Origin of the sequence: Flammeovirga sp. OC4 (assembly GCF_000812565.1) — a bacterium.
Classification (GTDB): Bacteria; Bacteroidota; Bacteroidia; order Cytophagales; family Flammeovirgaceae; genus Flammeovirga.
Window position 1 is genome coordinate 14,294 of record NZ_JTAM01000088.1, and the last position, 15,751, is coordinate 30,044.

The window sequence follows — 15,751 nt, forward strand, 5'->3', positions numbered from 1 at the left end:
ATCCAACCTCATCAAGATTGAAGTATGTATCACCTGCTTACAACTTTAGGCATGGTGCATGTTATTTACTCCCATTTCTTTTTCGTTTATACCTCAATCAAATGTAGGTTAAAAAGTAGGTTTTGTTAGGGTTCTTATTCGTACAAATAGGCCTACATTTTAATCAAAAAGTATTTGAATGAATTATACCCCAATAACTTAATACATTGTAAACTAAGTTTTTGAATATTTAAAGTGTTTAGAAATCAGGAGATTTCTGCTGATCTTTAGGACACGAATGACGCTATCGCTTAACATTCGCGCAAGTGGACTTTCTATCTTATTCATTTGCTACTTCTTCCCTCGGCCTTGAAGGGAAAAGCGTCAAGAATTTCATGAAGTGAGCCGTTAAAAATGATTTTGCTGTCTGAGCATCTCAAAACGATGAAGTTTTGATCGAGTTATCCTTTCAAAAGGCGAATGGAATGGAATTTAGCTTTTGACTTCAAAGCCTTGAATTTTTTGCTTCTTTTTGTTTCAAGACAAAAACGAAGAAGAAAGACGTTTGAAAGTAGATCCTATCAATGCTTGTATAAAGGAAGCTTGAAAGTTGACGATAATTTCGTTTACAGTGTACTTAACTCGCCATATCCTGTTTCTCCGAAATTTCAGACATCTTCTTGATATACTCTGAAGCGGACATTCCATAATGTTCTTTAAAACATTTTCTGAAATATTTCACATCATTGAAACCAATTTCATAAGCGATTTCAAAGATTTTTAAGTTAGAGGATAAGAGTAACTCTCCCGCTTTTCGCATACGAACATCTTTGATAAATTCCACTAAAGATTTCCCTGTCACATCTTTCATTTTCTTGTAAAGTGCAGACTGAGACATCCCCATTTCATCTACCAACAACTGTACATTTAAATTAGCATCAGGAAGGTGCTTTTCCACAATTGCAATAGTCTCTTCTAAGAAATTGTCATCCATTTCTTTAGAATATTTACTCAATGGTTTCTGTAATTGCATTACTCCTTGGTACATCACCATTACATGCTCTTTGTTTTTCAATACATTGATGACTTTCTGCTTCAAGATACTCGGTTTGAACGGCTTGGTAATATAATCGTCAGCTCCCGTTTCCAAACCTTCTAGTTGATGCACTAGAGATGTTTTCGCCGTCAATAAGAAAACAGGTATATGCCATAAATGTTCGTTGGTTTTGATTTCATGACATAGTTCTGTACCATTCATATCTGGCATCATTACATCACTGACTACAAGCGAAATATTTCGATCTTCCTTTAATATTTCAAGTGCCTCTTTACCATTTGAAGCTCCTTTGATAGTACAAGTATCTTTTAATAGATTGGATAAATAAAGCAATATATCTTCATTATCCTCTACCAACAACACGGTTTGTTTTTCAAAAGTGGCTCCTTTGATTTCAATATTAGTTTCCTGTTGAACAAAGAAATTTTGAGGGATTACCTCTTCATTTGGTGCCTCTTTTAAAGGTAATTCGATGATGAAAGTTGTACCTTGTCCTTTTCTACTTTCCACTTCAATTTTACCTTCATGTGCCTCAATGACACTCTTGGCAATTGACAACCCTAAACCTGTTCCTTTTATATTAATGGAGTTCGCATTTTTGGTTTGATAGAATCGGTCAAAGATTTTATCTAGAGCATTTTCATCGATACCAAGGCCATCATCAATTACTTTTAATTTGATCATTTTATCCGATGCATCAACATCTACTTTGATCGTAATATTTCCGTTTTCTTCCGTGAACTTAAAGGCATTTGAAAGTAAGTTATATATAACGGATTCAATTTTCTCAGCATCAAAATACACATTGAGGTCTTCCTTGGGTTGATCTAATTGGAATGTGATTTTCTTGTCCATTGCCTTTAATCGGAAAGAATTATAAATATTCTCAATGAAAGACGTTAATTCGAACTTCACACATTTCAATTCCAATGTTTTATCAAACTTTCTAAAGTCCATCAACTCATTGACTAAGCGTAAGAGTTTGTTCGTTTGATTATAACTCAAAGAAATTTTTTCTCTGATCTCAGGAGAGATTGATTTATTCTGCACCACCTCATCCAAAGGTCCTTGCATCAACGTCAATGGTGTTCTTAAATCATGTCCTACATTTGTGAAAAATTCCAGCTTTTGCTCAATCAACTCCTCATCTTTTTCTCTCTGACTTTGTGCTAAAATTAATTGCGTTTTTAATTTATGTTGATGAATGTATGATATATTTATTAAAATAATAACCAATATTAATATACACACAAACAAACCAATAGAATACCATCTTTGCCACCATGGCTTTTCAATTTCAAAGTAGGTGGACTGTACTTCAGACCAAGGGCCGTTATGTAATCTTCCTTTTACTTTAAAAGTATATTTCCCACTTGAAAGGTTAGAATAGTAGGCAAAACTGTTTCCCTCAGATACTTTTATCCATTGATTGTCATACCCTTCCATTTTATAAGAATATTCCATTTTTGGAACTTCACTAGGGCTAACCCCAATAAACTCTATTGAAATATCCTTTTCATTTGGCTGAAGTTGATAAAACTTCTTTTCTCTTACCTGACTATCCAGTACGACTCTTCCATTGAGCTCCTCTTGATACAGTAGTTCTTGATGGTTGATCTGTATTTCCTTGATATTGATATTGATCTTCTGCTTTTCTTTTCTCCAACTTCCAATGTCGATATAAGTCAACCCATCAACCCCTCCAAAGAACAAACGGCCATTGACATCTTTAAAATCGGTCTTTACTTTAAAACCATTTTCAGCATGTATGCCATCCGATTTACTATAACGTGTAAACGTCTTTGTTTTACTATCAAAACGCGTGATCGAAGTACCTGCAATCCAAATATCACCATTTTGATTGTCTACTAAAAGCCCCTCAACATCGTCTTCATACAATCCATTTGAATGATTATATCGCTTAAAAATACCTTCCTCTTCATTGACAAGGTAATTCAGTGCTCCACCAATAGTTCCTGCCCAAATGTGTCCTTCCTTATCCCTTACTATTGAATACACAAAATTAGCACTGATAGTCTGTTCATTGCCCACTGAATGCATATACTGTCTTGCATCGACAATACTATCTCCTTCTAAAGTCAAGCGAAGTAATCCTTTGTTTCTTGTCCCCAACCAAAGTAAATCCTTGCTTTCTTCGTACAACATAGAATTGATCATTGCTAAAGAGATGTTCTTTGCCTGTTGTATATACTTCACCTTTTTCGTCAACAAATTATATCGATAAAGTCCCCCATCATTAGTCGCAATCCAAACATTATCATATTTATCGGTCGTTACAGTCTTAATATGAAAACGTTTAGGAAGTTCTAACTCTTTTGGCATTTTTAATTGCTCAAAAGTCAAGTCTTTAAAACCGCAAAAAGGTTTTTTTGAAATATAAAGTCCATAGCCTGACGAACCCGCAATGATGTAATTGGAATTTGAAACTGCAATTGCAGAAACGGGGCAAATATCATTCTTATTTAAAGCATCAAAATAATGTTCTTGTTTGAAATCTTTAGAAACAAAGTGAATACCGTTTTGTGTGCCATGGATGTAATAATTATCCACCTCATTCATACACCTTGAATAATTGAATTGGAAAGTATCATTTTTTTCAAAATCAACATGCTGAAAATTGGCTTCTTTCAAATCAGTATAACGAATACCTACGGAATTACATCCAATCCAGATCGATTTAAATTGATCTTCCAATAAAGCAAAAACACTCACTCTTTTTTTACTCTCATCCATCTCAATAAATTGAGGTTTGAGATTATGTTTCAGCAGCCATAATCCTTGATTATTACCCGCTAAAATACCATTGTGAGCTGTTTTCAATAAGGCATTTACTTTATAAATTCCTTTTCCCCTCTGAAATCTTGTAATAGAATTATTGTATAAAGAAACTTTAAAAATACCGTTGTAAGCACCAATGATGTACTTATCGTCTTTAAGTTTGATAATTGATCTAACTCCTTTTAAAAGCTTCTCTGAGTTTTTTATTTTCTTAAAATTTACTTTTCCATTTTTCTTAAAGTATAAACCATTTCTTTTTCCAACCCAAAGATTTTCTTGATCGTCACAATAGATTGATCGAACAAAATTGTCTGGTTTTACTTTTAAATTAAAAGGGATTTCCTCAATGTGTTTTGCGTTACCTTCTTCTGTTAAAGGTATTTTATAAATCTTACTATTTGATGAAAGAAGATACAAACAATCCTTTTTATGAGAGATAGTCATAAACTTGATGGAAAGGTTTTGAATGTCGTAAAGCTTCTTACTTTTTGAATCTTCTAACAATTGATAGTGGTCAATATGATGTGTTAAAGGATCAAAAGAACTAATACCAGAATTTTCTGTCAATATCCATAAACGCCCTGTATGTCCTTTTTTCATTTCAATGAGACGGTTGGATTTGAAACCTGTAGACTTATCAAATACTTTGATTTCTCTTCCATCAAAGAAGTTGAGACCTTTCAAAGTGGCAATCCAAATATACCCATAATCATCCTGACAGATAGCTCTTACATCTGAATGAGATAATCCATTTTCAACAGTAATTTTATTAAGGTCAAAAGATGTAGATGCAAAGGAGTTTAATGTGATAAAAAAAACTAGTAGTGTGAGTAAAATTTTATTCATTTCATTTCAGTTAGAACCATTCTCTTATTTAAAAAGTCCTTCCTAGCTGGAATATTTAAATTCATTGATCTGGAAGTCATCAGGGTCGTATAGGTTTAGTAAAAGTACAACTAAACCGCTTTCTTCACAACAAATTTACCTTTTTCAATCTCGTATGAAGGGGTAATTATTCATTTTCAATGGGTGAAATATTAATACTTGATAGAATCAAATGAGTTAATATGCTACTGTTTTCCAACAAAAAAGACAAATTGTGCTTAAATCAAATCATATTGAAATGAAACTTTTTATAACATTACTTGTATTAATGGTCACTTGGGAAACCATAGCCCAAACTAAAGAGCAACCTAATATTTTGTGGATTACTTTTGAAGATACTTCTCCACATTTAATCTACGACAACCCTTCTTCAATTACTCCTAACATGGATCGATTAGAGAAAGAAGGCGTACGCTTCAATGCCATGTTTTCTACGGCTACTATTTGCTCTCCTTCGAGATCAGCTATCATTACAGGTTTACACGCTTCATCAATTGGTACAGGAAATCATCGTAGCAATATTCCTGTTCCATCCACTATCAAAGGCTTTCCTTATTACTTGAAAGAAAAGGGCTACCATACTTCTAACAATGTAAAAACAGATTATAATATTAGAAATCAAAAAGCATTTATTGAGGAATGCTGGAGTGAATCAAGCAACAAAGCACATTGGAGAAATAGAAAAGACAACCAACCTTTCTTTTCAGTTTTCAACTTGAATGAATCACATGCTTCAAGAACTTTTGTTTGGAAGGAAGAAAAATACAAAAAAGAGATCTACAACAAGCTTCCAAAAACATTGAGAACTGATGAGGAAACTTTAATCCTCCCTCCTTTCTACAGAGATAGTCCTGAGATGAGACATCACATGGCTCGTATTTATAACTGCATCAACTACACTGATTATCGTATTGGAAAAATATTAGAGCAACTGAAGGAAGATCAACTAGAGGATGAAACGATTATCTTTATTTTTGCTGATCATGGCGAAGCAATGCCAAGAGGTAAGGGCAATGGGATCAACTTAGGACACCGTGTTCCGATGTATGTGTATGTTCCGGAAAAATACCAACATTTATCTGGTTTAAAAATGGGTAAGCAAACAGAAAGAGTTGGAAGTTTTGAAGATCTTGCTACGACTATCATGTCTATCGCAAATCTTCCTTATCAACCTTATATGGAAGGAACTAACTTACTTGCTAATGATTATAAGAAAACCCATTTCTATGGTCATAAAGATGGCGCTGATGACGCAAGAGACATTACAAGAGAAGTTTCTGATGGCCGTTTTATGTACTCTAGAGTTTATAATACTGCTCTACCTGAAATGCAATTCAAACACTACACCGGAGTTGCGAAGATATATGAAACCATGCGAGATGACTTGAAAAATAATCGTCTTAATGATGATCAAAAAAATATATTCACTCAGAAGAGAGACAAAGAAATGTTTTTCGACCTTCAAAATGATCCATGGGAACTTCGAAACCTAGCCAATGATCCTGCTTATGCTAAACAATTGAAGAAGTTTAGAAAACTTTGTCAAAATGAAATTTTAAAGACAAGAGACCTTCAGTTTATTCCTTATGGCGAAATGATGGCAATGTCTAAAAAACATAATATGACTCCCTATGAATTTAAAACGGATGAGTCTATTTATCCATTAAAGGAAATGATGGCTCAAATCAATATTGCTGGTGAAGGTGAAAAGTTCATTGAGAAACAATTGAAAGGTTTGAAATCTGAACATGGGTTAGTGAGATATTGGGCAGCTTATGGCCTGAAGAGTCAAACGTCACTTCAATCGGATCATTATGAATTAATTCATGAATTATTAAAAAATGAGACTGAAAGCTATGTACAAATTGAATTAGCAACCATTTTATGTATTAATACTCCGAAACATCACGCCTTTAAGACTTTAGAGAAATATGCTTTAGGCAATGATTATTTTGATCAATGGCATGCACTAAGAAATATCTTTGATTATCTCCCAAATCAAGAAAATTATAATGGTATCTATTCTAAGGTAATTGATCAACTTCCATCGAAACAGAAAGTCGGAAAGAAATATAAGAACATTTATTTCGACGTAATAGAAACTGCAAAAAGTGGTTTGTACATGAATCGTTGGAGGGAACAGTAGTTTTAAAATCTATTCATCTATAAAGTGACTTTTCAGAAAACTTTTAAGGCATTACTTCCAAGTTACCTTCTTCTTCATTTTTTCCATTGCTGAAAAAACGAAGCAAAAAAAGCTAGGCTTAGAAGTCAAAAGCTAAATTTCATCCCTTTCGCCTAAATGATTTTAAACTCGCTTTGCTCAAACAGCAAAATCATTTTTAACGGCTCAATGTATGAAATTCTTAACGCTTTTCCCTTCAAGGCCGATGAAAGAACTACAAAATTATTGCTTTAATCACATTTCAAAATTATCTATTTAAATGTAATTAATTCGATTATAGAAAGTCATATGAAGTAGGTTTGTTTTCTATATGAAGATATTGGTTAAAATATACTCTAAATACTTTTAATTGATTACCAAATATCTTTATCTATAGAATGCAGCCTATTTTTTATACCATGATTTATAATTTTATTTAGGCATAAAAAAACCCACTGAGAGACGCTTTTCTCAGTGGGAGTATATAGAACCAACTTGTATAGGAACTATACAGTAGCCGGCTCTTTCTCGAAAATCGATTCTAAGATTGACATGGCAGCTTCTCTACCGTCCAATGCTGCAGTAACCACAAGGTCAGCACCACGAACAGAGTCTCCACCTGCAAATACACCTGGTAAAGATGTTTCGCCTTTCGCATCTGTTTCGATCGCACCCCATTGGTTCGTCTTCACACCTGCGTCAGTGATCCATCCTAGTTTCTCATTGCTGAAACCTAATGCTAAAATAAACACGTCAGCCTCAACAATTGCCTCTGAACCTGCAACTTCTGTCACAGCCTGACGACCAGATGCATCTGGCTCAGAAAGCTCCATGTCTACGAATTTCGCTCCGTAAACATTTCCTTTATCATCAGCTACAAAATTCTTAGGTGATTTTAAGAAATTGAATTCTACACCTTCGTCTTTTGCTGCTCTAACTTCTTTACGGCTACCTGGCATGTTTTCTTCGTCACGACGATAGAAACATGTTACCTTCGCAGCTTTTTCACGGATAGATGAACGTACACAGTCCATTGCTGTATCACCACCACCGATTACTACTACACGCTTTCCTGTTACATCGTATTTCTTATCGAATTGTTGCTCATCGATTTTCTTTTGGATGTTTGTCAAGAAAGGTACTGCCATATAAATGTTATCAGAGTTGTAAGCCTCGTCATCTAATTGACGACCAGCCATTGCACCGATTCCTAAGAATACGGCATCATACTCTTTGTTTAACTCTTCAAGTGTTACATCATTTCCGATATCCACACCCAATTTCAATTCCATACCAGCTTCTTGTAACAATTCAACTCTACGCTCAACTGCTGCTTTTTCTAGTTTGAAACCTGGGATACCATATGTCAATAAACCACCAGCTCTATCCGCTTTATCAAAAACAACTGGCTTCACTCCTGCTCTTAACAAGAATGTTGCACAAGAAAGACCTGCAGGACCTGATCCTACGATCGCAACTTTCTTACCTGTCATTTTCTCAGCAAACTCTGGCTTGAATCCTTTTTTGAATCCTTTCTCAGAGATTGCCACCTCAATAGAACCAATTGTAATTGCTCCAATTGTCTCTTCGTCATTACCGTCATTTAACGTACAAGCACCTTCACACAAACGGTCTTGAGGACAGATACGACCTAAGATCTCTGGGAATGGTGAACTTTCGTTTGAAATTTTGAAAGCTTGTTCTAAGTCTTTCTCAGCAATAAAACGAAGCCATTGAGGAATATAGTTACTTAGAGGGCAACCTACTGATGAACAATATGGGTTACCACATTGCACACATCTACTTGCTTGTGAAGCAGTTTCAGATGTAGAGTACACCTCACTGATTTCATTAAAGTTTCCAACTCTTTCATCTGCAGGACGAAGTGTAGGAGTAATTCTTTCTATTTTAGTGAATTCGTACATATCGTTTTCTATTAAAAAGGTATCAGAATGTGGTGGCCTTCTCAGACCACCAAATCATTTAAGTACAAGGCAAAAAGTAAACGGATATTTTCAGAAAATTGTTTTCATTCTCAGTAAGTTAAGATCTCTCGATAATTAGGATAAAAACTTAAAATATCCGGCTACATACGACCTAGTGCTTAGTTGCCCTCCATAGGGTTTAATGGAGATTTCATATCTTTTGAAGTCACCATGTAGAAGTAACGTACTTCTTCACGGAAGTGATCTAGGATATGTTTTGCTTTCGTAGAACCTGTACGGAACAAGTAGCTACGTAAGATACGCTGTAAGTAGAAACGTCCTTCGTCTCCCTCATCAGTATCGATACGAGTAGCCTTGATCAACTCTTGGTTCATCTTGTCGATAAAGCGGTTCGTCTTGTCGTAAACAAAAGCGACACCACCTGTCATACCAGCACCGAAGTTGTTACCTGTTTCACCAAGGATCACTACAGTACCACCTGTCATGTATTCACAAGGGTGATCACCTGTACCTTCAACAACAGCAAGGGCTCCAGAGTTTCTTACGGCGAATCTTTCACCAACTTTACCTCTTACGAACAACTTACCACCTGTTGCACCATATAAACAAGTGTTACCTGCTAATGAGCGACCTTCAGACTCACCATCTCTTGGAGTGATGATGATTTGTCCTCCACTCATACCTTTACCTACATAGTCATTACCTGTACCTCTTAATGAAAGCAACATACCATGACTCAACAAACAACCAAATGATTGTCCTGCAGTACCTTTTAAGTTGATTGTGATCAATTCTTTTGGTAAACCTTTCTTACCGTGGAATTCCGCAATTTGACCAGAAATTCTAGCACCGAAACTACGGTTAGTATTCACAATCTCCTTGTTCAAGACTGTTCTGTAATGAGGTCCTTTAATGACTGGCATTAATTCCTCTAAGATGTCTTGTTCGAATTCGTTTGGATCAAATGGATCGTTTGAAGCTTTTTCTCTGATGTTTTTACCTTCTGCATAGTAAAGAACATCTTTGAAGTCAAACTTCTGAGCGAACTCATTGTCAACTACTTTTAATAAGTGTGTTTGACCAATGATTTCATCCATTGATGTATATCCTAATTCTGCTAAGATCTCTCTTACTTCCTGAGCCATTGCTTGTAGGTATGAAACCACACCTTTTACAGTACCCATGTAGTAAGCTCTCAATTGTTCAGATTGAGTTGCGATACCTACAGAACATTTATTCAAGTGACAAACTCTTAAGATTTTACAACCGATCGTTGTCAATAATGAAGTACCAAATGCGAAACTTTCAGCACCGATCATTGCACCTTTTACAAGGTCAAGACCTGTCTTCAAACCACCATCAGTTTGTACTTCTACAAAGTCACGAAGACCGTTTACTTTCAATGCATTGTGTGCTTCCGCTAAACCAAGCTCCCAAGGGTTACCTGCGAATTTGATTGAACCTAATTGCGCTGCACCAGTACCACCGTCAGCACCTGAGATAATGATCTTATCTGCGTATGCTTTCGCAACACCTACTGCAATCGTACCTACACCAGCAGTGGATACCAATTTCACACAAATACGTGCTTTAGGGTTCACTTGCTTCAAGTCGAAGATCAGCTGTGCTAGATCCTCAATTGAGTAGATATCGTGGTGTGGAGGAGGCGAGATCAATGTTACGCCTGGAATTGTACATCTTAATGATGCAATTAAAGGAGTAACTTTAGAACCTGGCAACTGTCCACCCTCACCTGGCTTCGCTCCTTGTGCTACTTTAATCTGAATTTCTTCAGCATTTCTTAAGTAGTGTGGAGTGACACCAAAACGACCAGAAGCAACTTGCTTGATCTTAGAGTTTTTGATTGTACCAAAACGAGCTGGATCTTCACCACCCTCACCAGAGTTAGATTGACCACCGATTTGGTTCATTGCTTGTGCTAATGCTTCGTGTGCCTCAGGTGAAATTGAACCTAATGACATCGCAGCAGAAGTAAATCTCTTTGTAATTGCCTCGATTGGCTCTACTTCAGAGATATCTATTGGTTTACGATCTGATTTGAATTCAAAGAAGTCACGAATCATACGTAAACCTCTATTGTTGATTTGATTCTTAAGATCGTTGTAATCCTCTTCTCTACCTGTTACAGCAAACTTACGGATTGATTTTGCTACAGTTGGAGCAAAGTCATGGTATTCACCGTTTTCAGCATACTTGTAGAATGAACCTACTTCCAACGGATACATCTTCTTGATATATCTTGTTTTGAAAGCTGCCTTATGGTAAGACTTGATTCTTTCTTCGATATCTGCGAAATCTAAACCTGGGATCAACGCTTCAGATCTTACGAAACATTGCTCAACGATTGCGTTACTTAAACCAATAGCATCGAATAACGATGAGTTTTGGTAAGACTCAATAGTTGCGATACCCATTTTAGACATGATCTTCAATAAACCTGCGTTTAAGGCTTTTTGCACTTTGATCAATGCTTTCTTACGTGACATGTAAGAGTTAGCACCAATGTTTTCTGCAATTTGAAGAGCAGTACCAAATAATAAGTAAGGGTAGATACCTGTAGCACCCATTGCTAATAATACTGCACAAGAATGTGAATCGTGTGCTTCACCCGTCACTGCAACGATTGACACCTTAGATCTTAATCCTTTTTTCGCTAAGTAATTACTTACATAACCTACTGCCATTGGCATTGGGATCAAGAATTGTTCTTTTGATAAAGAACGGTCATCTAAAAGTACGTTCGCTACATCCTCATCTCTTACTGCCACTTCAATTTCTTCACCTAAACGGTGTAATGAAGCTTCTAAGTCTGATGTAAATGCTGTGCTGAATGATTTTGAGTTGTATTGATAGTCATACAATGAATCACCTTCAGTACCGAATCTTCTTAAAACGTCGAAGTGTTCGAAACTTAAAATTGGCGACATTGACTTCAAACGATGAGCGTTCATCGGTCCATCAATCAATACGTTATTGTTTCTACCGAAAGTAACTGAAGTCGACATTACCATTTTCTCACGAAGTGGGTCAATCGGTGGGTTCGTTACTTGGGCGAATTTTTGACGGAAATAATCCGTGAAGTTTCTTTGTACTTTACTGAAACAAGCTAATGGCGTGTCATCACCCATTGAACCAGTATCTTCTTTACCAGTTTCAATCATTGGACGAATCACTTGCTCTAATACCTCATTCGTGTAGTTGTGGTATCTTTGCTTGTCCACGATATCATCATATCTGTAGTCCTCCATTGACAAGAAGTTCTTATCAACGTGCTCCATAAGATATGCACTGTTTTCGTGGATCCACTTACCCCAAGGGCGAGCTTCTTTCAAGTAAGTATTAATCTCGTCATGTTTTAAGATCGTACCATAACGTAAATCAATACCAATCATTTGACCTGACTGAAGTTTACCTTGTTCTTTAATGTTTGGCTCCTCTAAGTCGATTACACCATACTCAGAACTGATAACAATTCTATCGTCATTGGTCACAATATATTTTGCTGGTCTAAGACCATTTCTATCCAAAATACATGCTAAGTGACGACCATCACAAAGGTTCAAGGCCGCTGGACCATCCCATGCTTCGAAGTTGCTTGCCGCATACTCGTAGAATGATCTTAATTTAGCATCTAAGTTTGGAACGTTTTGCCAAGGTGCAGGCACTAATGAACGAGCCGCTTGGAAAAAGTCCATTCCTGAAGTAACAAGGAATTCAAATGCATTATCTAATGATGCACTATCTGAACCTCCTGGTACTAAGATTGGGAAAATTCTGTCTAATTCTTCTTCTGTAAATACCTCAGACTTTAATACTTCTTCTTTGATTGAGAAGTTAAAGCGGTTGGCTTGGATGGAGTTGATCTCACCATTGTGTGCAAGACATCTGAATGGTTGAGCTAATCTCCATTGAGGTAATGTGTTTGTAGAGAAACGTTGGTGGAATACTGCAAACGACACTTCAAATTCTTCTTGATTCAAGTCAATGAATAATTCTTTAATGTGCGTTGGCATTACCAAACCTTTGTAAGAAATCACTTTTTCTGAGAAAGATGGAATATAGAATCCTTCATCTTCTCTTAAAGCGTGTTCTACTTCTTTTCTTGTTAGATATAAAAGCGCTGAGAATCTTTTTGTAGACATCAATGCATTTGGTACTACAAATGCTTGTACAATCTCTGGCAATAGTTCGAATGCTTGCTTTCCTAATACCTCTGTATTTAAAGGTACTTTTCTAAAGAATAGTACTTTTAAATCATTTCTCTCACAGTATTCTGCAAATACCTCCTTTTGCTTTTCAGGTTCCGTTAGGAACATCATTGCCACTGCATAACGTTGCGGTAAGTCAATTCCATTTAATTCGGCCTCTTTTCGCATAAAGCGATCTGGCATTGAAAATAAGAATCCACTACCGTCACCACTCACACCATCTGCTGCAATCGCACCACGGTGAATCATACGTGACAAAGCTTCAATAGCGTCTAAAGTCATTTGCCTCGTAGGATTTCCTTTGTAGTTGGCAAGCATACCAAAACCACAATTGTCCTTAAAGGCGGTTAATCTGTGTTCCATAATAAAGCGTCTTCCGATTTTCGATAATTGTTGGTCTTTGATCGTCGGTTTGTTAGCTGTAGAATAAAATTTGCAATATATCAAGACTATTAGCATTGATACATCCAAGTAATTCCGACAATGATATCAAAGTTTTCCGTTCACAACACTTTCAAATATAACAGTATATTTTATTAAATCATCAAGAAAAGGGGCTTTTCTATGAAAATTTATCATTAATTGGTTATTCTTTCACAAAAAAACGAATTGATGTTATAAATACAACACCAATTCATACGAATAAAAAATTGTACTTTTTACGCTATATTATTAATTTTTCTTTAAGAAATTCACCCCTCTTCTTCTAAGAGTGCAACATAATTTTCTTTATCTAAAAGAGTAATGGTTGAACGGGTATAATCGAGAATATTCATTTTTTTGTATTTACTCATCGATTTTGATACCGTTTCTCTAGAAGTACCGATAAGCTTAGCAATATCACTTTGAGAATAATGGTGCTTAATAGTTTGTTCATCTTTGAAGTTCCCTTCGAAAAGATCCTTTAGAAATTCCAGCAATCGTAACTCTGCATCTTTACAAACCAAGATCTCTAAACGTCTTTCAATCTTCTTTACTCGCAAACCAATGAGTTTGTATATATAAAGGCCAAACCTTTCATTTTTTCTCATCAATTGTTGCATTTTGTCAATAGATAAAAGACACAAAGCTGTATCATTCCCCTCTGCAATAGCATATTCTTCTCTTTTATCTTGCCCTAACAGTACCTTCTCTCCAAAGATCTCCCCTTTAGATAAAATCATTTTCACCATTTCTTCTCCATCCGCATTGTATTTACAAAGCTTCACCTTTCCCCTACTAACTAAAAATAGCTTCTGTTCATCATCTTCTGGAAAATATATAATATCGCCTTTCTTAAAGAGCAATCCGTTTTTTTTAAAATAGTTATTAATTTTCGTTGGACATAATATTGAATAGAGATCAAAATTATGCATTTCCCAAAATTCCTGCATATCGTTAATTGAATGAATTGAGATAAGTAAGTACCAAGACAAAATTATTTAATACTAATTCTATTTATTGTTTTGCGATTACTTCCTTCAGAAAACTTTCAATAGAACCACTATTTATACGTTTTTTAGCGTTGTACTCACAAAAAATAAATTAGAATTAACTATGATTTATTTTTGGCTTAGTACTTCATCGTGAAATAATTAGTCGTAATTACTTATTAGACCTTACAAAATTTGTAAACTACACTAAGAATTCACAATTACCTACTTTTGCAATAAAGTACAAAAAAAGGTAGTCGTTTCAAATTTAACAGACTACCTTTTCTTATCTAAGATTTGATTGGTGGCTCAATCATTTTAAAGAGCTCATAATCGTATAATTCTTTATCCATCAAATGGGATGGGGAAACATTTTTTATGGAGTTGAAAATAATCTCCGTTCTATCCGGATAATTTTCTTCCCATTCTCTCAACATGCTTTTCACCATCTTTCGCTGAAGTTTTGGTTGTGACCCACACAAGTTGCAGGGTATTATCGGGTAGGCTCTTAATTCAGAAAACACTTCAATATCGGATTCCTTACAATAGGCTAAAGGTCGAATCACTACATGCTTTTGGTCATCTGTTTTATAGATTGGAGGCATCGCTTCTAGCTTCCCGCTAAAAAACATATTGAGTAAAAAAGTTTCAACAATGTCATCACGGTGATGCCCTAATGCAATTTTCGTTACTCCTAGTTCCTCTGCCGCAGTATACAATGTTCCTCTTCTCAATCGAGAACATAAACTACACATTGTCTTCCCTTCTCCTAGCTTTTCCGTAACAATTGAATAGGTATCCTTATTCAAAATCTTATAATTCACTCCTACCTTCTCTAAGTATTCCGGTAAAATATGTTCTGGAAAGCCTGGCTGTTTTTGATCCAAGTTTACAGCGATAATTTCGAAGTCATACTTCTTTGTACTTTGAATATGCATCAGGATATCCAACATCGTATAACTATCTTTTCCACCCGATAAGCAAACCATCACCTTATCACCATCTTCTATTAATTTATAATCATCAATAGCTTTCCAAACATTTCTATGCAAGCGTTTCTGAAGTTTCACTTGCTCAGGAGTAAATTCTGCTGTCATTTTAAATTTTGAAATTTTGGCAAAGTTAATAGTTTGGATAGGAATGAAGTGAAGAATGAGGAAAATATTTGGTGGGAATTAAGGTTTATTGAATTTGAGGGATGAGGTTAGAATGAAATAGTTATCAATTCAAATGTTATTTTTCTACCTCTCCATACTTATTACATTGTAAACTAAATTATC

Annotated in this window: 6 protein-coding genes; 1 reads left to right on the forward strand and 5 read right to left on the reverse strand. The window is 35.5% G+C overall.

The window, feature by feature from the left end; all coding sequences use genetic code 11:
* Window positions 1-616: 616 nt before the first annotated feature.
* Window positions 617-4,681: an ATP-binding protein gene (locus PL77_RS26760; RefSeq protein WP_044212074.1), complete on the reverse strand. Its 4,065-nt coding sequence runs from the start codon at window positions 4,679-4,681 to the stop codon at window positions 617-619.
* 277 nt (window positions 4,682-4,958) lie between these two features.
* On the opposite strand from PL77_RS26760, the gene PL77_RS26765 reads away from it, so the two are divergent.
* A complete protein-coding gene (locus tag PL77_RS26765) occupies window positions 4,959-6,866 on the forward strand; it encodes a sulfatase (protein ID WP_156152568.1) in 1,908 nt (635 codons plus the stop codon).
* 524 nt (window positions 6,867-7,390) lie between these two features.
* Here the strand turns inward: PL77_RS26765 and PL77_RS26770 are convergent.
* From PL77_RS26770 to ttcA, 4 genes are all read right to left on the reverse strand, one after another.
* Window positions 7,391-8,809 carry a glutamate synthase subunit beta gene (locus tag PL77_RS26770; RefSeq protein ID WP_044212076.1) on the reverse strand — a complete coding sequence of 473 codons (1,419 nt, stop codon included), beginning with the start codon at window positions 8,807-8,809 and terminating at the stop codon, window positions 7,391-7,393.
* Between the two features lie 179 nt (window positions 8,810-8,988).
* Window positions 8,989-13,422 carry a glutamate synthase large subunit gene (gene gltB, locus PL77_RS26775; protein ID WP_044212078.1) on the reverse strand — a complete coding sequence of 1,478 codons (4,434 nt, stop codon included), beginning with the start codon at window positions 13,420-13,422 and terminating at the stop codon, window positions 8,989-8,991.
* Between the two features lie 329 nt (window positions 13,423-13,751).
* A complete protein-coding gene (locus tag PL77_RS26780) occupies window positions 13,752-14,414 on the reverse strand; it encodes a Crp/Fnr family transcriptional regulator (protein WP_216595946.1) in 663 nt (220 codons plus the stop codon).
* A 347-nt stretch (window positions 14,415-14,761) separates the two neighbouring features.
* Window positions 14,762-15,568 (reverse strand): tRNA 2-thiocytidine(32) synthetase TtcA, encoded by an 807-nt coding sequence (gene ttcA / locus PL77_RS26785; RefSeq protein WP_044212082.1) that lies wholly within the window; start codon window positions 15,566-15,568, stop codon window positions 14,762-14,764.
* Window positions 15,569-15,751: the final 183 nt, after the last annotated feature.

Bases quoted from the DNA above. Each gene is read 5' to 3' on its own strand.
- PL77_RS26760 (WP_044212074.1), bottom strand. From the start codon at position 4,681: ATGAATAAAATTTTACTCACACTACTAGTTTTTTTTATCACATTAAAC.
- PL77_RS26765 (WP_156152568.1), top strand. From the start codon at position 4,959: ATGAAACTTTTTATAACATTACTTGTATTAATGGTCACTTGGGAAACC.
- PL77_RS26770 (WP_044212076.1), bottom strand. From the start codon at position 8,809: ATGTACGAATTCACTAAAATAGAAAGAATTACTCCTACACTTCGTCCT.
- gltB (WP_044212078.1), bottom strand. From the start codon at position 13,422: ATGGAACACAGATTAACCGCCTTTAAGGACAATTGTGGTTTTGGTATG.
- PL77_RS26780 (WP_216595946.1), bottom strand. From the start codon at position 14,414: ATGCATAATTTTGATCTCTATTCAATATTATGTCCAACGAAAATTAAT.
- ttcA (WP_044212082.1), bottom strand. From the start codon at position 15,568: ATGACAGCAGAATTTACTCCTGAGCAAGTGAAACTTCAGAAACGCTTG.